Raw genomic sequence first — 22467 nt, forward strand, 5'->3', positions numbered from 1 at the left:
ATCGAATCTGAAAAATAACGGAATACCACCTGCTATTGGACAATACCGGGTCACGAAGTCGGATGGGCTGCCGCCACGGACGAACCCTCCACGGGGTGGCATTGCGAAGCACTGCCCGGTTGCAGATACGGCGTCAAAATCGGCGCCATGCCTTTGAGCACCTGCACCGGCAACGCCGAGGTGAACTTGAAGGCTTCGGCAGTACGTCCCGGCACAAACGCGGTCAAGGTGCCGAAATGGGTGTCGCCGATGTAGAACACGAAAGTCGCGGTGCGGTTGATCGATTTCGAGCTGAGAATTCGCCCGCCCGAGCCGACGGCTTCAATACGGTTATCCCCGGTCCCGGTCTTGCCGCCCATCGCCAACGGTTTGCCATCGGGCGTGATGAAACTGCCGGAGACGCGTTTGGCGGTACCGGCATCCACCACCTGCGACAAGGCCTCGCGCATGGCTGTCGCCACTTCGGAAGGCATCACCCGTTTGCCGACGTCCGGGTCATTGATCAGCCTAGTTTCATAGGGCGTGTTCGCGGCGAAGTGCAGGGTGTCGATGCGCAAGGTCGGCATCCGTACACCGTCGTTGAGGATGGTGCCGATCAACTCGGCCAGCGCGGCCGGGCGGTCGCCGGAGCTGCCGATGGCGGTGGCCAGCGACGGCACGAGGTGGTCGAACGGATAGCCGACTTTCTGCCAGCGCTGATGAATGTCGAGGAACGCCTCGATTTCCAGCATGGTGCGAATGCGGCTGTCGCGGGCGCCTTTGTGACGGCTCTTGAACAGCCAGCTGTAGACTTCCTGACGCTCGAACTGGCTGGCTTTGACGATCTGGCTCCACTTGGCATCCGGGTTGTTCAGCAGGTATCCCATCAGCCATAGATCCAGTGGGTGAACCTTGGCAATGAAGCCCTGGTCCGGCAGGTCATAGGCGCCGGGTCTGTAGTTCTCATAGAGCCGCTCAAGGCGTTCATCGGTCAGCTTCTCGGTGAGCTTGGCACCTTTGAGGTGTGCGCGAACAAAGGCGTTGAAGCTTTCCTGACTGGCTTGTGGCAGCAGGTAACGATGCACGGCCGCCATGCGAATTGGGGTCGGGCGAATGCTGTCGAGGAAGGTCTCCAGTCGCGCCTGGGTGTCTTTGTTTTTGTACTTTTTCCAGAACTTCAGCAGAAACGAAGTGCCTTCGCGGTCGGCGAACGAGGCGAGGTATTCCTGACGTCTCGGGTCGCGATCATCCTTGAGCAATTCGGCACTGTTGTTGGGGCCGGAGTAGGTGGCATAGCGCACCAGGTCGCGCATCAGGCGAATGAACGGCAAGTTGATCGACTCGCGCAGGGCGTCACGCAGAGTGGGTAGTCGGCCGTTGTCCTCTTTGCGAAAGTTGTTAAACGTGTGCAGCCCGCCGCCAGTGAAAAAAGCCTCGCCCGGGCTGGCGGAGTATTTACGATCCAGCGCGGCGCCGAGCATGGTTTGCAAATTGCGGTCTTTATTCTGGATCAAATAGTCGATGGCCCAGCGGCTCAGACGGTCCTGGTCCGGTACATCGAGTTTCTTGAGTTCCGGTACGGTCATTGCGCCGTACTTATCGTGCAGCTCGGCGATGATTTGCAGGTAAGTGGTCATCACGCGCATTTTGGCCGTGGAGCCGAGCTCCAGCTTGCTGCCTTCGTTGATGTCGAACGGTTGGTCGGTGCTGTCGGTTTGTACCCGCACCCGCGAACCGTCGGGGGTCAGTTCGAACAAGGTGAAGCTGTAACGTACCTGGGTGGTGCTGGTGGGGGTCAGCAGGCGCTCGCCCATCAAGCCGATCTGCGCGGCAAAGACCGGGTCGGCGAGGTGCTTGAGGTATTCGGTGGCCCGGGTTTGCAGATCGCCTTGCAGGGTGCTGGTGGCGGACAGGTCCAAACGGTCGAGATCGTACAGGGGACGATTGAGCAGGCCGCCCAGGCGACTGCGCGCCACGCTGATGCCCTTGTTGGTTTCGATTGGCTGGATAGTGGGCTGCGTCGCCCAATCGCGATAAGTCACTTTGCTGGCCAGCGCGGCGGCCGACAGTGGTGCGTCGATCACATTATTCAGCGCGAGCAGGCGGATGTGGCTGTCGGTAAGGTCGGCCAGCTCATCGTGACCCTTGGTCAGGTAGTGGGAAGGGCGCCGCTGGGCGATCATGAGCGACAGCATTTCGCGCAAGGCCAGGCCCTTTGCCGCCATGGTTTTCGGGTCCGTTGCCGTGCTGGCCAGGGTTTCGTTGGCCGTGTTGAAGTCGGCGCCGTACCAGACGCGTAACCCTTCCGCCATGCCATGCACTTCGCCGTGGCCCGGAACGGCTGACAGGGGCACGCTGTTGAGGTAGTCACGCACCACATTCTGCCGCGCCACGAGGGTGTCCGGTCCGGCCTGATAGGCGCGGACGGTGGCGGAAATCATCTGCCGGATCTTTTCCGCGCCCGACACCGTCAGGCCGTCGGGCGAGTGCCGGTACTTCTCCAATTGCGTGGCCAGGGTACTGCCACCGGCCGACTGCCCAGGCATGTGCAGCAATTTTGCCACTTGAGACCACGCCGCCATGCCGAACCGTGGCCAATCCACGGCAGGGTTGGCCAGGGGCTGGCGGGGGTCGAGCAGGAAGCGGTTTTCGATAAACAGCAGACTGTTCACTACTACCGGCGGTATTGCCTCGAAGCTGGAATAGAGCTGCTGCGGGTATTTGTATTGATACAGCGGTGATCCACGGCAATCGGTGATCGACAGTCCCGCCTGGATTTTTTCCGCATAGGGTACGAAAAAGCCTTTGCCGCTGTAGTCCATCAACGCTTGGGAAAATCGGGTTTGCGATTGCACCACGTAGTCGCGCTTGATCAGGCGCGGCAGAAAGTCGCTCAGCGAGCTGTAGCCCAAGCGCAAATCAAACGGACCGGCGCCGGGGTAGCGAATCGCATCGCTGGGGCCGGGTTGCAGGTCGTAATTGAGGGTGGCGGCAAACTTGCTGACTTCCCGGGACTGGAATTTTGACGTGCGCATTTCCTTGGCAGCAGCGAGCCCAAGGACGATGGCGATAATCAATACCAACAACCAAAAGGCCTTCCACCCATGCTTGGTGCCACGGGGTTTTTCAGGTGGCGGCGCATCATCCACAGCTTCAGTCTGGACCACGGTTTTACTCGAATCGGTTTGCCATAACGCGCCCATAGTCGACTGATCCATTCACGCAGATTGATCGGACTTGTCTGAAGCTTAGTCGGTGGTTGGCGATGGTGAAAAAATTGTGAATACAGAAATATCGATTTCCGATCGTCAAGTCCCTGTGAAAAGGCGTTTTTGTGGTAACGGGATACAGGTGTCCAAGGGATTCAGGTGGTGGGGTATTCATGTGGTGAGGGGATTCAAGTGGTGAGGGGATTCATCCCCGTTGGAGTGCGAAGCACTCCCCTGTGTCCTTTCTGTTAAACCGGAATCACAGGGTTTACGGCTGCTGCGCAACCGAACGGGGATAAATCCCCTCGCCACATAAAATCTCTGTGTCATTAAGTCTTCTGTCCAACAAATCCCCTCACCACAGTGATTTCGACAGTCATTGAAGGAAGGTGACAGTTACAACCAGCAGGCATCCCAGAGCGGGTAATCGCCGATTTTGTCCACGAGCCCTGCTCTCAAGGGGTTGGCAACGATATAACGAGCGAACGGCAGAAGTTCTTCGCCATCACGAATGGCTCGATCGTGATAGCCGGTTTGCCACAAAGTGCCACGTCGACCGATGGTTTTGTTCACTGCCTGTGCGCATCGGGCTTTGGTAGCACCCATGACATTCCCTAACTTGTCGTCTTGCAGTTGCATCAGCCAATGAAAGTGATCAGGCATCACCACCCAAGCGATTGAATTCACCCGTCCGGAGTCGTGAGCCCGTCGCATTTCTGCGACAAGCAGGCGGCCCAAGCGCCAATCCGAAAATAGTGGTTGGCGATTGTGGATAACTGCGGTGATGAGATAAGCGCGACCGATTTCGGAATGTCTGCCGAAACGCAGGCGATGAGAATTTGGTTGAGTCGGCAATCCATTGCTTCCTTGTGATCTCAAGTGACGCGTTGAGGCTAGTACGCAGTGGTCTATAGCAACGCTGAGACTATTGAGTGAAATTTCCGATTCTTGCGAAGAATTTGGTGAAGTAAGAGTTTTTGTGATTAGGGGGGGCAGAAGTTTTTGTGGCTAGGGGATTTTGTGGTTAGGGGATCTTGTAGTTAGGGGATCTTGTGGTGAGGGGATTTATCCCCGTTGGAGTGCGAAGCGCTCCCCTTGCGTCCTTTCAGTTACATCGGATTCGCAGGGTTTACGGCTGCTGCGCAACCGAACGGGGATAAATCCCCTCGCCACAAGATACCCTTCACCACATAGATCCCCTTCCGAAGACGTTCATGTATCTCAATAGAGACAGGCTCTGAAAGGGCTGGGCTAGACGCCTCGAGCGATAAATAAGACCTTGGTAGGGACATGACGATGCACCAATGCTGTGCAATACTCCACGCCGTTTTACCAGTGAAAAATCCTACATTAGCCAGGTAATGTCCCTCCGCTAACTGGGCTTTTGCCGAGAGTTCTTGCTGAATGTTGTGGTTTATAGAGTGAAAAAACCTGTAAGAAGCTTTTTATACTGCACGCCCCGCTGATCTTGGAGGTTTTGTCCTACAAGACGGTGCTGCCCACGAAGCAGGACCGGTTTCATGGAGGCAATGGTTTACCAGCCAGCGCTTCGACACTCGGTGGTCATATCCAATAACAAGACGAGGTTGTACCCCTATGCCAGTCGGCAATCATCTGCCCCAAGGCGAGACCGCTCAGGGCGGCCCGCTTAAACGCGAACTCGGCGAACGGCATATTCGTTTGATGGCGCTGGGTGCCTGTATCGGTGTTGGTCTGTTTCTCGGTTCGGCCAAGGCCATCGAAATGGCTGGCCCGGCCATCATGCTGTCCTACATCATCGGCGGTCTGGCGATCCTGGTGATCATGCGCGCCCTCGGCGAGATGGCCGTGCATAACCCGGTCGCCGGCTCGTTCAGCCGTTACGCACAAGACTACCTCGGCCCCCTGGCGGGCTTCCTCACCGGCTGGAACTACTGGTTCCTGTGGCTGGTGACCTGCGTCGCGGAAATCACCGCGGTGGCGGTGTACATGGGCGTCTGGTTCCCCGAAGTACCCCGCTGGATCTGGGCGCTGTCCGCGTTGATCAGCATGGGCACCATCAACCTGATCGCCGTGAAAGCGTTCGGTGAGTTCGAGTTCTGGTTCGCCCTGATCAAGATCGTCACCATCATTGCGATGGTCATCGGCGGTATCGGCGTAATCGCGTTCGGCTTCGGAAATGACGGCGTGGCGCTGGGGATTTCCAATCTCTGGGCCCACGGCGGCTTCATGCCCAATGGCGTGCAAGGCGTGTTGATGTCTCTGCAGATGGTGATGTTTGCCTACCTGGGCGTCGAAATGATCGGCCTGACTGCCGGCGAAGCTAAAAACCCGCAGAAAACCATCCCTAACGCGATCGGCTCGGTGTTCTGGCGGATCCTGCTGTTCTACGTCGGCGCGCTGTTCGTGATCCTGTCGATCTACCCGTGGAACGAAATCGGCACTCAGGGCAGTCCGTTCGTGATGACGTTCGAACGTCTGGGCATCAAGACCGCGGCCGGCATCATCAACTTCGTGGTGATCACTGCAGCGCTGTCCTCGTGCAACGGCGGCATCTTCAGCACCGGGCGCATGCTTTACAGCCTGGCGCAAAATGGTCAGGCCCCGGCAGCGTTCGCCACGACCTCCAGCAATGGAGTGCCGCGTCGTGCGTTGCTGCTGTCGATTGGCGCCCTGCTGTTGGGCGTGCTGCTGAACTACCTGGTGCCTGAGAAGGTGTTCATCTGGGTGACAGCCATTGCGACCTTCGGCGCGATCTGGACCTGGGTGATGATCCTGCTGTCCCAACTCAAGTTCCGCAGAGGCCTGAGTGCCAGCGAACGTGCGGGCCTCAAGTACAAGATGTGGCTGTTCCCGGTCAGCTCGTACCTGGCGCTGGCGTTCCTGGTGCTGGTGGTCGGCCTGATGGCGTACTTCCCGGACACCCGTGTGGCGCTCTATGTCGGCCCGGCGTTCCTGGCGCTGCTGACCGTGTTGTTCTACGTGTTCAAGCTGCAACCGACCAACGCTTTGCAAGGTGCGGCGCGTTCGGCTTCGTAAGTCGTTCGTATGAAATGCAAAAGCCCCGGTCCTGATGGCCGGGGCTTTTGCGTTTTTGATCTTCCATTCTCTGCCGCTCGTCTGAAAGGCAGCCTGACCTGCGATTTATGACAGCAGACACGCTCAAATAAACAGGATCTGATGGGTGTCGCGTTCAACAACAGGTGAGCCGCATGAGACGCTTGTGGAGAGGGTTTTCCAGCTACACGATAATCGGGGTTGCGAATACGCTGATCCACTGGCAACTCTTTTTCCTGCTGAGCGTGGCGGCCGATCTCAGCCAGGCGCTCAGCAACCTGGCGGCGTTCCTCGTCGCGGCCTCTTTCTCTTTCTATATGAACGCACAATTTACCTTCGACGCCAGAGCGTCGACGGGCAGCTATCTGCTGTTTCTGGGAACCATGGGCGCGCTGAGTCTGGGCGTTGGCCATGTCGCTGATGTGTGGAAATTCCCGGGTCTGCTGACCGTAACGCTGTTTTCGGGTTTGAGCCTGGTGCTGGGATTTCTGTTTTCCAAGTACGTGGTGTTTCGCGAGCATGAGCTATGAAGATCTCGCTCATCGTTCCGGTGTTCAACGAAGAGCAGTCGATCAACCTGTTCTACCAGGCGGTGCGGCGCGAGCTGCAGATCGACCACGCTGACGTCGAGATCGTGTTCATCAACGACGGCAGTACCGATCAGACAGCAGAGCAGGCTGCGGCACTCGCAGAGGCCGATGAGCAGGTGGTGCTGATCAACTTTTCCCGCAATTTCGGCAAGGAGCCTGCACTGTTCGCCGGGCTGGAATACGCCACCGGCGACGCGGTGATTCCCATGGATGTGGATTTGCAGGACCCGATCAGCGTCATTCCATTACTGATCGAGCAATGGCAAAAAGGGGCAGACGTGGTGCTGGCCAAACGTCGCGACCGCAGCGCTGACAGTTACATGAAGCGTCACAGCGCCACGTTGTTTTACCACCTACTTAACCGCATTTCGTACACCCGGATCGAAGAGAACGTCGGTGATTTTCGCCTCATGGATCGCAAGGTGGTGGATGTCATCCGCGCGTTGCCCGAGCATCAATTGTTCATGAAGGGCGTGCTGTCCTGGGCCGGGTTCAACACCGTGGTGGTGGAGTACGAGCGTGTCGGGCGAGTGGCAGGAAGCAGCAAGTTCAATGGCTGGAAGCTGTGGAACCTGGCACTGGAAGGCGTGACGTCGTTCAGCACGGTGCCGTTGCGCCTGTGGACCTACATCGGCGGCGCCATTTCGATCTTTGCCGTGATCTATGCGGTGTACATGGTGCTGGACAAGATTTTCTTCGGTAACAGCGTGCCCGGTTACCCCTCGTTGATGACCGCGATCCTGTTTCTCGGTGGAGTGCAATTGATCGGCATCGGCATCCTCGGTGAGTACGTAGGTCGTATCTACATCGAGGCCAAGCATCGACCGCGCTATGTGGTCAAGGACATCGTCGGCGGCAAAAAACGGAACGAGCCTTGATGGGCCGGTTCAGTGACTACTTCACCCGGGAACTGGGGCGCCGTCAGGTCTGGCTGTTTTTTCTGATCGCGATCCTTGTGTATGTCTTGCCGCTGATCCTCGCGGACTATCCCTACATCGATGACAACTGGCGCTCATTGTCCGCCGGCACGGCCTGGGCGGATCAGGGCCGGTTGTTCACGCAGCTGCTCTACAACGCACTGACGTTCAGCGATGGCGCACCGAACATCTTTCCGCTGCCGCTGCTGATTGCCTCACTGGCCATGGCCTCGGCGTTGACTCGCCTGACTTTTCACTACTGGCCTCAGCCCACAATCGCGGGTTGCCTGGTGGTGTTGCCGCTTTGGTACAACCCGTTTTTTCTGCAGAACCTGTCGTATCAATACGACGGCGCGGGCATGGTATTCAGTGTGGTCGCGGTGGTCTACGCAATCAGCTTTGAGCATCCTTCGCGCAACCTGCGATGGCTGGTGCCGGCCTTTTTGATCGCGCTGGGGCTTGGGCTTTACCAGGTGAGTTTCAATGTCTTTCTGGGGCTGTGCTGTGTGGAAGTGCTGAGGGCTGCGCAAGACAACGTCAACTGGGAGCAATGGCGCGACCGGGTGGGAGGAAGGATCGCCCAAGCGCTGTTGGGCGCGTTGATTTACGCCGTCAGTGCATACCCGTTTACCAACCAGAGTCGCACGCTTTTACTGAATTGGGCTGCAAGCCCTTGGCTGCAGGTGTCCACCAACATCAGTCGCGTGCTGGAAAAAGTGCTGCTGCTCTTCCACGGAGGATTCGCTTGGGTGTTCGCCGGCTTGTTGCTGTGCGCGATAGCGGGCGGTGTGCAGGTGGGCGCGCACATTTGGCAACGGCGAGACAGCGGCGCAAAAAAGTGTCTGATCGGCCTGGCGAGCTTGCTGACGCTGCCGATGGTGATGTTGCTGGTGTCGGGCATGGCGCTTTTTTTTCGTGACTTCAACGAAGGCGCCAGAACACTGATGGGGTTCGCGGTGCTGCTGGTGTTGTTGTTCTATCTGAGCCATGTGGCACTCGTCCGCCTGCACCCTCGGCTACCGCTGCTGTTGGTCGTGCCGCTGCTGGCGATGTTGTCGTTGTCGTACGCCTATGGTCGGGTGCTGACGGTGCAGAAAACCTTCGCGGCCAGCGCCCTGGCCAGCCTTCAACACGATATTGCCTCCCATCACCAGCTACGCGACGCCAAGCGTATCTACTTGTCGGTGACCTATTCCGATCACTGGCTGCGGGGGGCGGCAGGTTCGTTCAAGCAGATGCCGGTGTTGCATTACTTGCTCAACATCGACTTTTTCGTGCTGGCCGAGAACCTGCCGGGCGTGGGCATCACCAACGTCGTCGCGGAGAAGGAACGGCGCAATGCCACGAGGGTGGGGTATCGGGGGTATCCGGCATGGGTGGACAGCCAGTTTTACCGGATCTACCTGATGGGTGATTACGGTTTTATCGTCATGAAAGAGCCATCCCCGATCGACTCGATTCGCTGGTGATGCGCAGGTTAGAACGCGTCCATCAGCAGGATGACGCAATCCCTGACTTGGTATTGGTTGATCTGCGGGACCAGTCGCCGGAAGTGCTCGGTCTGGCAATGAGTGTCCAGTGCCGCCTGATTCGGCCATTGTTCAATGAAGACAAAATGCCCGGGGTTCTTTTGATCGACGAACAGGTCGTAGGCGATGCAATCGGGTTCCAGGCGAGTCTTCTCGACCAGTTCGGCGTACCAGGGGCGAACGATTTCAATGTATTCGGGCTTGATAAAATCCCGGGCGATCACTTTCAGCATCTGGTTCTTCCTTGAGGTAGCGCCAACCTCATGCTGAGGCTGGCGGGAAAATAGTCCTTATGCGGCGGCCACTTCATTGGGCTCAAAACTGTCCGCCCGCGCCATCTGCCACATCCGGGAGTAGAACTCCCCGTTGACTTCGCCGGTCAGTAATTCCCCCGGTTTGAGGAACACATGCAACTGCGAGAACAGCTTGATCTCGGTCGCCGACATGCGCCGTACCAGGTGCTTGGCCGACAGTTGCGAAGGGTGGTCGAGGCCGGCGGCGGCGAGCATTTCAGCCAGTGCCTTGAGGGTGTTGCGGTGGAAACTGAATACACGCTGAGCTTTGTCCGGCACCACCAGCGCACGTTGGCGCAGGGTGTCCTGGGTGGCGACGCCGGTCGGGCATTTGTTGGTGTGGCAGCTTTGCGACTGGATGCAGCCGATGGCGAACATGAAGCCGCGCGCCGAGTTGGCCCAGTCGGCGCCGATGGCCAGGACGCTGGCAATGTCGAAGGCGCTGACGATCTTGCCGCTGGCGCCCAGTTTGATCTTGTCGCGCAGGTTCAGGCCGACCAGGGTGTTGTGCACGAACAGCAAACCTTCGCGCATCGGTACGCCGATGTGGTCGGTAAATTCCACGGGCGCAGCGCCGGTGCCGCCTTCCTTACCGTCGACGACGATGAAGTCCGGAAGGATGCCGGTCTCCAGCATGGCTTTGGCGATGCCCATGAACTCCCATGGATGCCCGAGACAGAACTTGAAGCCCACCGGTTTGCCGCCAGACAATTCCCGCAATTGCTGGATGAAATGCATCATTTCGATTGGCGTCGAAAACGCGCTGTGGCGCGACGGCGAGATGCAGTCCTCGCCCATCATGATGCCCCGGGTTTCGGCGATTTCCTGGGTGACCTTGTGCTTGGGCAGGATCCCGCCGTGACCCGGTTTTGCACCTTGGCTCATCTTGATTTCGATCATTCGCACTTGCGGTGTCTGTGCCTGCGCGGCGAAGCGTTCCGGGTCGAAACGACCGTCCGCAGTACGACAGCCGAAGTAGCCGCTGCCCAGTTCCCAGGTCAGGTCGCCGCCGTGCTCCCGATGATAGGCGCTGATGCTGCCTTCGCCGGTGTCGTGGGCGAAGTTGCCGAGTTTGGCGCCCTGGTTCAGCGCGCGAATCGCGTTGGCACTGAGGGAGCCGAAGCTCATCGCCGAGATGTTGAACACCGAGGCCGAGTAGGGTTGAGTGCATTGCGGGCCGCCGACGATCACGCGAAACCCGCTCGGGTCGCTCAAGGGCGCCGGACGCATGGAATGGCCGATGAATTCGAAACCCGATTGATACACGTCGATCAACGTGCCGAAGGGTTTGTCGGCGCTTTCATTCTTGGCACGCGAGTAAACCAGCGAGCGCTGAGCGCGGGAGAAGGGCAGGGCATCGCTGTCGGATTCAAGCAGGTACTGACGAATTTCCGGGCGGATGCCTTCGACCAGGTAGCGGATATTGCCCAGGATCGGATAGTTGCGACGCACGGCGTGAGGGCTTTGCAGCAGGTCGAACAGGCCGATCAGGCTGAGGACGGCGGTGACGGCAGTGAAAGGCCAGAGCCAGTCATGTTCGAGGAAAGGCAGGCTGGCGAGGGTGAACACTACGCAAGCGGCAAAGAAGGCGTAGCGGCTCAGGAGGGACAGGCTCATACGGTTTCCTTGGGTTCGGACTCAACAGTTATTCGGTACGGCTTGAACAGCATTCTGTGGGCGGGAAGCATGTTCCTTTGCCACAGGTCTGCGCATTGTTGCAGAAGTTGCCAGGCATTCTGCGCCTGACGAAAAACTGAAAACACTTCAAACCGGGATTTTATCCCCAGCTTGGCGAGCGGGACTGTGAAGAAATTGTAAGGGCTGGAAGGAATTAGAGGGCGTGTCAGAGGATATGGATGCCGGATGTGCCACTGCTATCGCTGGCAAGCCAGCTCCCACAGTGTTTTAGGCTGGTCGAAGGTTTTGGGTGAAACCGCTGAAACTGTGGGAGCCTGGTTTGCCAGCGATGGCGGCCTGACAGACAACCTGTTTTTTTCAGGTTGAAGTAGATCTCCCACAGTGTTTTAGGCTGGTCGAAGGTTTTGGGTGAAACCGCTGAAACTGTGGGAGCCTGGTTTGCCAGCGATGGCGGCCTGACAGACAACCTGTTTTTTCAGGTTGAAGTAGATCTCCCACAGTGTTTTAGGCGGGTCGAAGGTTTTGGGTGAAACCGCTGAAACTGTGGGAGCCTGGCTTGCCAGCGATGGCGGCCTGACAGACAACCTGTTTTTTTCAGGTTGAAGTAGATCTCCCACAGTGTTTTAGGCGGGTCGAAGTTTTTGGGTGAAACCGCTGAAACTGTGGGAGCCTGGCTTGCCAGCGATGGCGGCCTGACAGACAACCTGTTTTTTTCAGGTTGAAGTAGATCTGGTGTTCAACCTGCCGGTTTTGTCTGGCGTATCGGCAGCTCGACCCGAAACGTCGTCCCCACCCCAACCTCGCTGCGCACCGAAATCTCCCCCCGGTGTTTTTTCACGATGCCGTAGGACAGCGATAGCCCCAGCCCCGTCCCTTGGCCGACCGGTTTGGTGGTGAAAAACGGGTCAAAGATTTTTTGCAGGTTTTGCGGCGCAATGCCCGCGCCGGTGTCTTCGACTTCTATCCAGACCCTTTCATCGGCCTGCCCGGTACGCAGGGTGAGGGTGCCGCGTTCCGGGCCGATGGCCTGAGACGCGTTGACGATCAGGTTCATGATCACCTGATTGATTTGCGAGGGCAGGCATTCGATATCCGGCAGTACCTGATACGCCTTGAGCACATCCGCTTTGTACTTGAGTTCGTTGGCCACGATGTTCAGCGTCGATTCGATACCTTGCTGCAAATTGACCCACTGCCATTCCTCGCTGGCGTCCACGCGGGAGAAATCCTTCAAGTCCTTGACGATCTGTCCGACCCGGTTGATGCCGTCCTTGGACTCCTTGATCAGCAGCGGAATGTCCTCGCGCAGAAACTCCAGCTCGACCTGTTCGCGCAGTTGCTGCAATCGCTCTACGCGTTCGCTGGAGCCGATGGCCTCTTCCGCGTCCCGGTAGGCGTCGAGCATTTCCTGAAGTTGCTTGAAGTAGCCATCCAGGGTGCCAAGGTTGGAAGAAATGAAGCCGATGGGGTTGTTGATTTCATGGGCGACACCGGCCGCGAGTTGTCCCAGGGAGGCGAGTTTTTCCGATTGCACCAGTTGCGACTCAAGCTGTTTGCGCTCGTCGATCTCCTGCTGCACCAGTTGCTCCAGATGGTTCATCTGCAAGGACGCCCGTTCGGTCATGTCCCACTTGGTCAGCAGGGTGTTGGCCATCTGCTGCACTTCGATGTTGTCGAACGGTTTTTTCAGAATCAGCAGACGGTCATGGGCCTGCAGACGGTCCAGCAGTTCATCCCAGGAATAATCCGAGTAGGCGGTACACACCACCACTTGCAGGCGCGGGTCGTCCTGCCACAGGTGTTCAATGGTTTTCGCGCCGTCCCAACCTTCCGGCATGCGCATATCGACGAAGGCCAGGGCGTAGGGGCGGTTTTCCTGTAATGCCCATTTGAGTTTACCCAGCCCCTCTTGTCCGCCGTATGCCGAGTCCAGTTCGAACAAGGCGCTGGGGGCTTTCACTTCACTGCCGAACAGCGCCGATTCCATCTGGTCCAGTTCCGCGGTCTGCACCGGTTCCGGGGCGAGAATCTTGCGAAAGTCCACGTGGATCGACGGGGTGTCATCGATCAGCAAAACGCGGCGGTTCGAGCGCTCGCTCATGCGTCCTCCGTGACGGCTTTCAACGGGATCTGCAACGTGAACAGCGCGCCTTTGCCTGGGCCGTCGCTGTGGGCGGTGAGGTGGCCGTTCATCTCGATGGCGGCCAGGGCGCAGCTGTGCAGGCCAAACCCGTGGCCTTCTTTGCGGGTGGTAAAACCGTGGGCGAAGATGCGCGTCATGTTCTCCTCGGCGATGCCTTCGCCGTCGTCCTTGACGCTGACTTGCAGGGTCGTGTCGTCGACGATTTTTACCCCGAGGGTCATTTGCCGCGGACGGTTGCCGAGGTCGGACATGGCGTATTTGGCGTTGCTGATCAGGTTGATCAGGATCAGCAGCAGCCGGTGTTTGTCGCCCATGATCTGCGGCACCTCGCTGTAGTCCTTGATCACGGTGACGTGATGCCGGGTCAGGGCGCCGGAGTTCATGCGCAAGGCGTCTTCGAGCAGTTCGCTGATGTGCAGCGGTTCCATCAGGCTGTTGGCGCCCGCATAGGATTGCTGGGTCGCGACGATGTCCTTGATGTGGTCGACACTCTTGCTCAGCTGCGCGAGTTCCTCGGTCATGCCTTGCTGTTCCAGGGCAATGGCCTCCACCAGTTGATTCAGGTAACCGGGCAGCAATTTGCCTTTCTCGTCCTGGGTCAGAAACGTGCCGAGATCCCCCGGGTGCTCGTTGATCAGCTGCATCGCTTTGCCCAGGCCCAGGGCTTTGCTGCCGCGCAGTTTGCGGGTGACCAGGTCGGCCGAGATGTTCACGCTGTTGAGAACGTTGCCGACGTTGTGCAGCACGTTGGTGGCGATCTCGGCCATACCGGCCTGGCGTGCGGTGTCGAGCAGCTCGCTTTGGGTGTCCCTGAGTTCGCGGGTGCGCTCTTCTACCCGCCGTTCGAGATCGTCGTTGGCCGATTGCAGGGCTTTGTTGACACGATTGATGATCGTGAAACTGCGCATCAAATGAATCGCCAGGTACACCAGCAACAACACCAGCAGGACTGAAAAAACCAGCATGTAAAAGTGGTAGCGCTGGTCGACCGCATCGGAGCGCTGCTGGTCCGTATTCAGCAGGCTGGTGATGTCGTCCAGGCGTTTGGCCACGGGCACGGCTTCGATGTTTTCCAGCAACCGGTTGACCACCGGTTGTTCCTGCAGGATCAGTGAAACGTGCTTGCTGAGGATATCAATCGGACCGTGGAACTGTTCAGGCAAACGTTGTTTGTTCACCTGCAGTTTGTTCAGCCCCAGCAGAATGTCAGCCGCCTTGTCGTCGGAGGTGACCTGGGCGAATTCCAGGCTGCTCAACAGCAAATCGTAGGTGTCGGTGGCGATGTTTTGCAGCTGCAGTTTGTCCCCGTCCATCAGTTGCGCGAGCTGTTCCTGAATGTCGTCCTCGGCGACGGACAGGAACGCCAGCGAGTTGCGCAGCACGGCATTGTGCGACTTGAACTGCTCCACCAGCCGGGCTTTTTCCTGCAGTGCACTGAGGAACGCGTCATGGCTGTCGCGCCAGGTGAGCGAGTCATTGCGCCCGTGGCCGGACTCCATCGCCTGGAACTGTTGCCACAGCTGGGTCATCTCGGTCAGTGGTGTGACCAGTGGATCGTAGTTGTGATTGGTGGCGATCCTGGCCTTGAGGATTTCGGTTTCCCATTGTGCGTTCAGTTGTTTGATCCGGCCGACCAGATCCCTTGATTCGGCATAGATCATCGCCTGGTTCGAATTGGACTTGAGGTACAGGAATAGCAGCGTCGAGGCCAGCATCAGGGCGACGATGCCGAGCAGCGCCAGGTTGCGACGGTGAGACAGTCTCATAGGGGTTTACCTCCCCATTCGCCGGTCAGGGTCTTGAGGAATTTGACGATCAGGGTTTTGTCCTCCGCAGAAGGGATGCGACCGAGTTGGTACTTGAACATCACATCCACCGCCTCTTCGAGAGTCCTGGCGGAGCCGTCATGAAAGTACGGTGCGGTGACCGCAACATTGCGCAAGCTCGGTACTTTGAACACGTTGCGGTCCTCATCGTCCTTGGTCACCAGATAACGGCCCAGGTCTGACTCGACAGGGTTTCCCCGCGCCTGGAAGTAATCGCCCATCACACCGAACTTCTGGAACATGTTGCCGCCGATGTTCACCCCTTGGTGGCAAGCGATGCAGCCGTACTCTTTGAAGCGTTGGTAGCCGTACTTTTCATCCGTGGTGAGAATGTCGGTATTGCCTTGCAGGTATTGATCGAATCGCGAGTTGGCACTGATCAGCGTGCGTTCGTAGCTGGCCAGGGCGTTTTGCACATTGGTCATGTTCACGCCGTCCGGGTACGCGTTGGCGAATAAGGCCCGGTAAGCCGGATCGGCAGACAGCGTTTGCACCACGTGTTCCCAGTTGCTGCCCATTTCGCTGGGGCTTTGCACAACCTCATGAACCTGGCTTTCCAACGTGTCGGCGCGACCGTTCCAGAACTGCCGAAAGTTCAGGCTCGCGTTGAACACGCTGGGGGTGTTGACGCCCACCGCAAGCCCGGCGAAACCGATGGAGAAGGCTTTGTTATCGGCGCCACCGGTCTCCAGTTGATGGCAGCTGGAGCAGGACAACGAGCCGTTGACTGACAAGCGCGGTTCGTTGAACAACTGACGACCCAGTTCGACCCGCAGCGGATTCTGCTTGGGAATGGCTGGCAAGGGTTTGAGCGGCTCATCCAGTGGCGCGGCGCTCACGCACAGGCAAAGTCCGAACAGCGGTAAAAGCAGCAGGTACCGAAAGGCGGGCGACATCGGTTGGTTCCTTGGCGGATGGCCTGAGTGTCGTTGAGCCTTGTTCACGGAGTGACAGATGAAGAGGGCTTCACCGATTCCAGATACTGGACGAACGCCTCAGGCGTCACAGCTTTGCTGAAGTAATAACCCTGACCTTCTTCACAATGGTGGGACCTGAGGAAATCCAGCTGTTCGAGGGTTTCCACGCCTTCGGCAATGATGATCAGTTTCAGACTGCGCCCCAGGCTGATGATGGCGCTGACCAGGGCAGCGTCATTGCTGTCACAGCTCAAGCCGCGAATGAACGACTGATCGATTTTCAGCACATCGATGGGAAAGCGCCGCAGATAACTCAGGCTGGAATAACCCGTGCCGAAGTCATCGATGGCCAGCCGCACCCCCAATGCCTTGATCCGGTTCAGGGACGTGACGGTGGCCTCGATGTTCTGCATGAGGACGCCTTCGGTGATTTCCAGTTCCAGCGAGGCGGGGTCCATGCCCGTCTGCGCGAGGATCTGTTCGATGCCCTCGACAAAGTCCCGCTGACGGAAATCGATGGCCGAGATATTGACCGACATGCAGAGCGTCGGCAGCCCTGCGTCCCGCCAAGCACAGGTTTGCCGGCAGGCTTCGGCCAGCACCCATTTGCTCAACTGGACAATCAGGCCGCTGTCTTCGGCGACCCCGATGAACGCTGAGGGGTAGACCAATCCGTTTCCGGGTTTCTGCCAGCGAATCAACGCCTCGGCGCCCACCACCTGGCCGCTGGCAAGGTCGAGTTTGGGTTGGTAATGCAGGACGAATTCATTGCGTTCCAGAGCCAGGCGAATACCGGTCTCGATGCTTTGCTGATCCCGGGCGCGCTGGTTCATTTCGTCGATGAAAAAGCGGAAATCGTTCGGGCCGCTTTCCTTGACGTTGCGCATCGCGGTTTCGGCTTTCTTGATCAGCGAGATGGCGTCGAAGCCATCGTCGGGGTAAATGCTGATGCCCACACTGGCGGTCACGCTCAGGTCGTGGCCGGCGATGTGTTGCGGCGCGCGAATCGCCTTCAACAGTTTTTCGGCGATGCCCTTGGTCTGCTGGGGGTGACGGATATCGGCAAGGATCACCACGAATTCGTCCGAGCCGTAGCGAAACACCGAGTCGGACTCACGCACCGTCGCCACCAGATTGCGGCCGACCTGTTTGAGCATCTCGTCACCGGCGGGATGACCCAGGGCGTTGTTGATGCGCTTGAAGCGGTCAAGCCCCAGAAACATCACCGCCAGTTGTTTGTCATGGCGCCGGGACAGGGCAAGCGACTGGTTCAGTCGATCTCCCAGCAAGGTGCTGTTGGGCAGTTCAGTGAGCACGTCGTACTGCAACAAGTGCGACACTTTCAGCAGTTCGTGGACCCGGGCCTCGATGGTTTGTTCCAGGCTCAGGACCTTCATTGCCGCATCCTGGGTCATCTGCCATTTCCAGGTCATGGCACTGGCCATCTGACGGATTTCCAGGCTGTCGAAGGGCTTCTTAAGCACCAGCAACTGGTCGCCGAATTCCAGACGCTCGGCCATGTCTTCCCAGGTGTAGTCGGAGTAAGCGGTGCACAGCGCAATTTGCAGGTGCGGGTCGGCTTTCCACAACTGTTCGATGGTTTCCAGCCCATCCCAGCCCGGCGGCATGCGCATGTCGATGAACGCCATGGCATACGGCCGGCCTTCATCCAGTGCGCATTGGACCCGATGAAGCGCTTCCTGGCCCTGATAGGCCGAGTCGAGCTGGAACGTCAGGCGATCAAGGGGCAGCGTGCCGAACAAGGCTTCTTCCGTGCCCGCCAGCGCTTGTTCGTCGTCGACCGGGGCACCCAGGATCTTGCGAAAGTCCTCATGAATCGAGGGCGTGTCGTCGATGATCAGAATGCGCCGGTTGGTTCGCACGAAAGGCGTTTTCATCCCTTGTCCTCCGTGGAGCGTTGCGGGTTGTCCAGAATCGGTCCGATGTCGTGGCTCGGTGGCACGATACTGCCGGCCTTCAGCAGCTCGGCGGCCTGCTGACTGGTGACGGCTTTACTGAAGTAATAACCCTGGGCATTCATCGGTGAACCCGTCGCCATCAACGAGCTGCGTTGCTCCTGGGTCTCGACGCCCTCGGCAATGATGCCGATCCCGACCTCCCGGGCGAAGTTGATGATGGCGCGCAGCGTGTTGGCACTGGCCGGGTCGCGGACGGCGGTGTCGATGAAGGTTTGCGTGAGCTTCAGGTGATTGACCTGATAGGTCTTGAGGTAATCGAACGAGGAGTACTCCGTGCCGAAGTCATCGATGGCAATCTTTACCCCGAGCTCGCGCAGACGCGGCAGCACATCGTTGTGGGTCCATTTGGTCTGGGCCAGGGTGGCTTCGGTGACGTCAAAGCGCAGGTCCCACGGACAGAGTTCCCAGCGTGCGGTGGTGCGCAGCACGTCATAGATCAGCTCCGGACCACTCTTGAGTTGCGCCAGGGACAACTTGATTGCAATGACCGGCGGCGCCATGCCCTGGTCGCGCCATTGGCGCATTTGCTGGCAGGCGCGATCCAGCACCCAGTGACCAAGGGCAACGATGGTGCCGGTTTTTTCCGCCGCGGGCAGAAACGCCGAGGCTTCCAGCAATCCGCGCTCGGGGTGGTTCCAGCTGACCTGCGCTTCCATGCCGAGGATCTTGCCGCTGCTCAGGTCAACTTCCGGCCAGTAGTGCAGTTCAAGTTCCTGGCGGTCGATGGCTTCTCTCAGGTCGTTGGCGATGGTCATGCGCTCGACCACCTCCCGATTGATCTCCTCGGAGTGGAAGTGATACTGGTTGCGGCCTTTTTCCTTGGAGCGATACAGCGCCATGTCGGCCTGGGTCAGCAGGCCGTCGGCGCTGGTGCAGGAAGGGCTGTAGAGGCTGATGCCGATACTCACTGACACCCGCACGTCGTTGCCGGCCAGGGCATAAGGCAGCACCAGCGCATCGCGGACCTTGGCGGCGAGGGATGCCGCGTGGGTCGGGTCACTGACCTCCAGTTGCAGGATCGCGAACTCATCTCCGCCGAGGCGGGCGACTACATCGTTTTCACGCACGCAGGACCGGATCCGCTCGGCAACTTCTTTCAGCAACAAGTCGCCGACCGGGTGCCCCAGAGAATCGTTGATGCGCTTGAAGTGATCCAGGTCCAGGTAAAACATGGCAAACGGCGCGGCGCCCCTTCGCGCGGCCGCGAACGCCTGGTGCAGCCGCTCGATCAATGTGGCGCGGTTGGCCAGTCCGGTCAGGCCGTCGGTGCGCGCCAGCAGGGCGATTTTCTCTTCCGCCAGTTTGCGTTCGGTGATGTCGATGATGATGCCTTCGACCTCCAGCAAACGGCCGTCATCGTCGCGCACCGGGATGTAACGGTTTTCGACCCAACGCCAGGCGTCATTGGCCGTACGCATCCTGAACTCGATGGACGCGCCTGCCGCATGACGATCCAGCACCCGGGCCATGGCGGTGTCGACCTTCGATTGATCGTCGGGATGAATCAGTTCCCGGGCCCAGTTGGCCGACGCCACGAGGTTCGCCGCGACGTGCCCGTACTTGGTGATGTTGTGGGAGATGTACATCAGTGGGAACGATGGCTCACCGCGCAGCCGGTACAGGATGGTCGGGCTGTTCTGCACAATGATGTTGGCATCGGACAGCTCCCGGGTACGCTCTTCGACGGCTTGCTCCAACAGCGACATCTTCAGCGCCGCGTCTTCGGTCATCTGCCACTTGGCGGTCAGCGCGCTGGCGATCTGGCGGATTTCGATGGCATCGAAGGGTTTTTTCAGAATTAGTAGGCGGTCACCCAGGTCCAGACGCTCGTCGATGTCTTCCCAGGAGTAGTCGGAATAGGCGGTGCAGAGCGCCACTTGCAGCTTGGGATCGACTTGCCACAGCCGTTCGATGGTCTCCAGCCCATCCCAGCCAGGGGGCATGCGCATGTCGATGAAGGCCATCGCGTAGGGCAGATCGTTGGCCAGCGCCGTCTCGATCTTGTCCAGTGCCTCAAGGCCCTGGAACGCCGAATCGAGTACGAAACTTTGCAGTGACAACGCCGCCGGTGTACCGAACAGGGCATTTTCGGCACTGATCAGGCGGTCATCATTGAACGTGGGAGGGCTGAGGATTTTGACGAAGTCTGCATGGATCGAGACAGTATCGTCGACGATAAGAATCCGTCGGTTAGTGCGCGCGAGCAGCGTATTCATCGCCATGCGCGGCCACTGTGAGTGAGTTGATGGGTTGTGTTCATAGGACGGGCATCCTTTCCCTGATCACCTGCCGAACGTACAGATATGGATCCGAGTCATCTGAGCATAGTCCTCTGCGGGGGACTTCGCGCTAGTTGGATGGAATCATTTTGCGGAGCAGGCTGAAAATCATCTAGCCTGTAGGTCAGGCTCCGACAATAGGGGATGTTGATTCGGGGCCTGACACAGCGCAATGGTTGTTTCACACGAGGTACGCCATGGAAGAGCAACTCCCCACGCCTTTGACCTACAAACCCACCGTGTTGCTGGTTGATGATGAGGAGTCGATTCTCAACAGCCTGCGACGCCTGTTACGTAGCCAACCTTACAACGTGCTGCTGGCCACCAGCGGTGCCCAGGCCCTGGAAATCTTGGCGCAACAGCCCATCGATCTGGTGATGAGCGATGCGCGCATGCCCAACATGGATGGCGCCACCTTGTTGGCTTATGTCCATCTGCATTACCCCCACACCATCCGCATCATGCTCACCGGCTATGCAGATCCGTCGGCCATTATCAAAGCCATCAATGAAGGACAGATTCATCGTTACATCAGCAAACCCTGGCACGATGAGGAACTGCTCCTGACGTTGCGCCAATCCCTCGCGTATCAACATTCCGAGCGTGAACGGGTGCGCCTGGTGCAGGAAACGCGTGATCAGAACGAGCAATTGAAGCAGCTCAACGCCACCCTGGAAAAACACGTCGCCTCCCGCACTGCCGAGCTGCAGCAGACCGCTGACATGCTTGACCTGGCGTACGAGGAACTCAAACACAGCTACGTCACGGGCACCGAGGTGTTTTCGCTGCTGGCCAACCTGCGGTTGCCGCCGGCCAAGCAGACCAATCGGCAGATCATCGAGTTGGTGCGTGTCTACTGCAAACGGCATGGCCTGGACGAAGGCAGCAGTCGCGACCTGACCATGGCGGCGGCGCTCTACAACATTGGCAAGCTGAGCTGGACCGACAGCATGATGACCGCCCCGGCGGACCTGCTGCATCACAACGATCGCGAGCGTTATCGCGGTTATCCGAAGCAGAGTGAATCGCTGTTGATGACTCTTGATCCGATGAAGGACGCGGCGCGGCTGATTCTTCACCATCAGGAGCGCTGGGACGGCAACGGCTTTCCCGACCGGCTCAAGGGTGAGGCGATTCCTTTCGGTTCGCGGCTGCTGAAACTGGCGGTGGATTTCATCGAGTTGCAGCGAGGCCTGATTCTTGAGCGGCAGATGAACAGCGATGAAGCGCTGGTGTACATCCGCAGCTATGCCGGGCGGCTTTATGATCCTGAGATGGTGGAGGATTTCATTCAGGTGTGTGCGGCGTATCTCAGTGATGTGTCGTTGGCTGATCCTTTGGTGAAGGTGCTGACCACTCGGGAGGTGGCGGCGGGCATGATCCTGGCGCGCAACCTGAATGCTGATAACGGCATGCTGCTGTTGAATGCGGGCAAGGTGTTGAATGGGGCGTTGGTGGAGAAGTTGATTGCCTTTGAAGCGATGGAGGGGGCGAAGTACAGTATTTTTGTGAAGGAGCCGGAAGCGCTGTCGGGCGCGATTCTTGAGGCGGGTGAGGTGTCGCGATGACGGCCTGACAGCCAATCATTTCTCGGCTGTACCCGAACCAAACTGTTGGAGCTGGCCTGCCGGCGATGGCGCTCTTACAGCCAACCCATATCTCACTGATCCACCCGGATCAAACTGTAGGAGCGAGCCTGCTCGCGATGGCGGCCTCACAGCCGATCGATATTTTCCTGATGTACCGGATCAAACAGTGGGAGCTGGCCTGCCGGCGATGGCGGCCTCAAAGCCGACGAGTATTCCCCTGATGCACCCGGATCAAACTGTGGGAGCTGGCTTGCCAGCGATGGCGCCCTTACAGCCAACCCATATCTCACTGATCCACCCGGATCAAACTGTAGGAGCGAGCCTGCTCGCGATAGCGGTCTGATCGGCGACGGGTTTATTGCTGGTGTACATATCCATTGCTGCGGTTACGGCTTCTATGGGTTTCGCCCTTACGGCGAGTCACTTGGAAAAGCGCCAAGTAACCAAACGCTCTTGCCCCTTTCGTCCGGTGCCTCGCCTGGGCTCGGCATTCCCTCGCTCCGGCCCTGCTCCGTGGGCCCGCCGCGATCGGCCATCCATGGC

At 58.5% G+C, this 22467-nt stretch carries 14 protein-coding genes; 5 read left to right on the forward strand and 9 right to left on the reverse strand.

The genetic code is table 11. The features are described 5' to 3' along the window. Positions 1-50 precede the first annotated feature (50 nt). Positions 51-3182: a transglycosylase domain-containing protein gene (locus GBC55_RS17310; protein WP_162438755.1), complete on the reverse strand. Its 3132-nt coding sequence runs from the start codon at positions 3180-3182 to the stop codon at positions 51-53. 402 nt (positions 3183-3584) lie between these two features. After that, the gene (locus GBC55_RS17315) at positions 3585-4043 is read right to left on the reverse strand and encodes a transposase (RefSeq protein ID WP_162438756.1); all 459 of its coding nucleotides are present in this window, start codon (positions 4041-4043) and stop codon (positions 3585-3587) included. Between the two features lie 741 nt (positions 4044-4784). Between GBC55_RS17315 and GBC55_RS17320 the strand changes: the two genes are divergently transcribed. The 4 genes from GBC55_RS17320 (at position 4785) to GBC55_RS17335 (ending at position 9200) form a co-directional block, all read left to right on the forward strand. Then, positions 4785-6206: an amino acid permease gene (locus GBC55_RS17320; protein WP_162438757.1), complete on the forward strand. Its 1422-nt coding sequence runs from the start codon at positions 4785-4787 to the stop codon at positions 6204-6206. A gap of 173 nt (positions 6207-6379) precedes the next feature. After that, positions 6380-6754 carry a GtrA family protein gene (locus GBC55_RS17325; protein WP_162438758.1) on the forward strand — a complete coding sequence of 125 codons (375 nt, stop codon included), beginning with the start codon at positions 6380-6382 and terminating at the stop codon, positions 6752-6754. Beyond that, positions 6751-7692 carry a glycosyltransferase family 2 protein gene (locus tag GBC55_RS17330; RefSeq protein WP_162438759.1) on the forward strand — a complete coding sequence of 314 codons (942 nt, stop codon included), beginning with the start codon at positions 6751-6753 and terminating at the stop codon, positions 7690-7692. Before GBC55_RS17325 ends, GBC55_RS17330 begins: the two co-directional genes overlap by 4 nt. Further along, positions 7692-9200, forward strand: a complete 1509-nt coding sequence (locus tag GBC55_RS17335; protein ID WP_162438760.1) for a glucosyltransferase domain-containing protein — start codon at positions 7692-7694, stop codon at positions 9198-9200. Before GBC55_RS17330 ends, GBC55_RS17335 begins: the two co-directional genes overlap by 1 nt. A gap of 8 nt (positions 9201-9208) precedes the next feature. Here GBC55_RS17335 and GBC55_RS17340 read toward each other — a convergent pair whose 3' ends face one another. From GBC55_RS17340 to GBC55_RS17370, 7 genes are all read right to left on the reverse strand, one after another. Further along, entirely contained in the window at positions 9209-9493 is a 285-nt protein-coding gene (locus GBC55_RS17340; protein WP_162438761.1) for a putative quinol monooxygenase, read from the reverse strand. 57 nt (positions 9494-9550) lie between these two features. Next, positions 9551-11170 (reverse strand): FMN-binding glutamate synthase family protein, encoded by a 1620-nt coding sequence (locus GBC55_RS17345; protein ID WP_162438762.1) that lies wholly within the window; start codon positions 11168-11170, stop codon positions 9551-9553. A gap of 757 nt (positions 11171-11927) precedes the next feature. After that, a complete protein-coding gene (locus GBC55_RS17350; RefSeq protein WP_162438763.1) occupies positions 11928-13292 on the reverse strand; it encodes an ATP-binding protein in 1365 nt (454 codons plus the stop codon). Next, a complete protein-coding gene (locus tag GBC55_RS17355; RefSeq protein WP_162438764.1) occupies positions 13289-15100 on the reverse strand; it encodes a DAHL domain-containing protein in 1812 nt (603 codons plus the stop codon). Before GBC55_RS17355 ends, GBC55_RS17350 begins: the two co-directional genes overlap by 4 nt. Continuing rightward, positions 15097-16056 carry a cytochrome c peroxidase gene (locus GBC55_RS17360; protein ID WP_162438765.1) on the reverse strand — a complete coding sequence of 320 codons (960 nt, stop codon included), beginning with the start codon at positions 16054-16056 and terminating at the stop codon, positions 15097-15099. Before GBC55_RS17360 ends, GBC55_RS17355 begins: the two co-directional genes overlap by 4 nt. Before the next feature lie 44 nt (positions 16057-16100). Then, positions 16101-17975, reverse strand: a complete 1875-nt coding sequence (locus GBC55_RS17365; RefSeq protein WP_162438766.1) for a GGDEF and EAL domain-containing protein — start codon at positions 17973-17975, stop codon at positions 16101-16103. Beyond that, the gene (locus GBC55_RS17370; RefSeq protein ID WP_247266936.1) at positions 17972-20278 is read right to left on the reverse strand and encodes an EAL domain-containing protein; all 2307 of its coding nucleotides are present in this window, start codon (positions 20276-20278) and stop codon (positions 17972-17974) included. The genes GBC55_RS17365 and GBC55_RS17370 overlap by 4 nt, the downstream gene beginning before the upstream one ends. 254 nt (positions 20279-20532) lie before the next feature. On the opposite strand from GBC55_RS17370, the gene GBC55_RS17375 reads away from it, so the two are divergent. Next, positions 20533-21903: an HD domain-containing phosphohydrolase gene (locus GBC55_RS17375; RefSeq protein ID WP_162441191.1), complete on the forward strand. Its 1371-nt coding sequence runs from the start codon at positions 20533-20535 to the stop codon at positions 21901-21903. Positions 21904-22467 lie beyond the last annotated feature (564 nt).

Origin of the sequence: Pseudomonas sp. TNT3 (assembly GCF_010095445.2) — a bacterium.
GTDB lineage: Bacteria > Pseudomonadota > Gammaproteobacteria > Pseudomonadales > Pseudomonadaceae > Aquipseudomonas.

Bases quoted from the DNA above. Each gene is read 5' to 3' on its own strand.
- GBC55_RS17310 (WP_162438755.1), bottom strand. From the start codon at position 3,182: ATGGGCGCGTTATGGCAAACCGATTCGAGTAAAACCGTGGTCCAGACT.
- GBC55_RS17320 (WP_162438757.1), top strand. From the start codon at position 4,785: ATGCCAGTCGGCAATCATCTGCCCCAAGGCGAGACCGCTCAGGGCGGC.
- GBC55_RS17325 (WP_162438758.1), top strand. From the start codon at position 6,380: ATGAGACGCTTGTGGAGAGGGTTTTCCAGCTACACGATAATCGGGGTT.
- GBC55_RS17330 (WP_162438759.1), top strand. From the start codon at position 6,751: ATGAAGATCTCGCTCATCGTTCCGGTGTTCAACGAAGAGCAGTCGATC.
- GBC55_RS17335 (WP_162438760.1), top strand. From the start codon at position 7,692: ATGGGCCGGTTCAGTGACTACTTCACCCGGGAACTGGGGCGCCGTCAG.
- GBC55_RS17340 (WP_162438761.1), bottom strand. From the start codon at position 9,493: ATGCTGAAAGTGATCGCCCGGGATTTTATCAAGCCCGAATACATTGAA.
- GBC55_RS17345 (WP_162438762.1), bottom strand. From the start codon at position 11,170: ATGAGCCTGTCCCTCCTGAGCCGCTACGCCTTCTTTGCCGCTTGCGTA.
- GBC55_RS17350 (WP_162438763.1), bottom strand. From the start codon at position 13,292: ATGAGCGAGCGCTCGAACCGCCGCGTTTTGCTGATCGATGACACCCCG.
- GBC55_RS17355 (WP_162438764.1), bottom strand. From the start codon at position 15,100: ATGAGACTGTCTCACCGTCGCAACCTGGCGCTGCTCGGCATCGTCGCC.
- GBC55_RS17360 (WP_162438765.1), bottom strand. From the start codon at position 16,056: ATGTCGCCCGCCTTTCGGTACCTGCTGCTTTTACCGCTGTTCGGACTT.
- GBC55_RS17365 (WP_162438766.1), bottom strand. From the start codon at position 17,975: ATGAAAACGCCTTTCGTGCGAACCAACCGGCGCATTCTGATCATCGAC.
- GBC55_RS17370 (WP_247266936.1), bottom strand. From the start codon at position 20,278: ATGGCGATGAATACGCTGCTCGCGCGCACTAACCGACGGATTCTTATC.
- GBC55_RS17375 (WP_162441191.1), top strand. From the start codon at position 20,533: ATGGAAGAGCAACTCCCCACGCCTTTGACCTACAAACCCACCGTGTTG.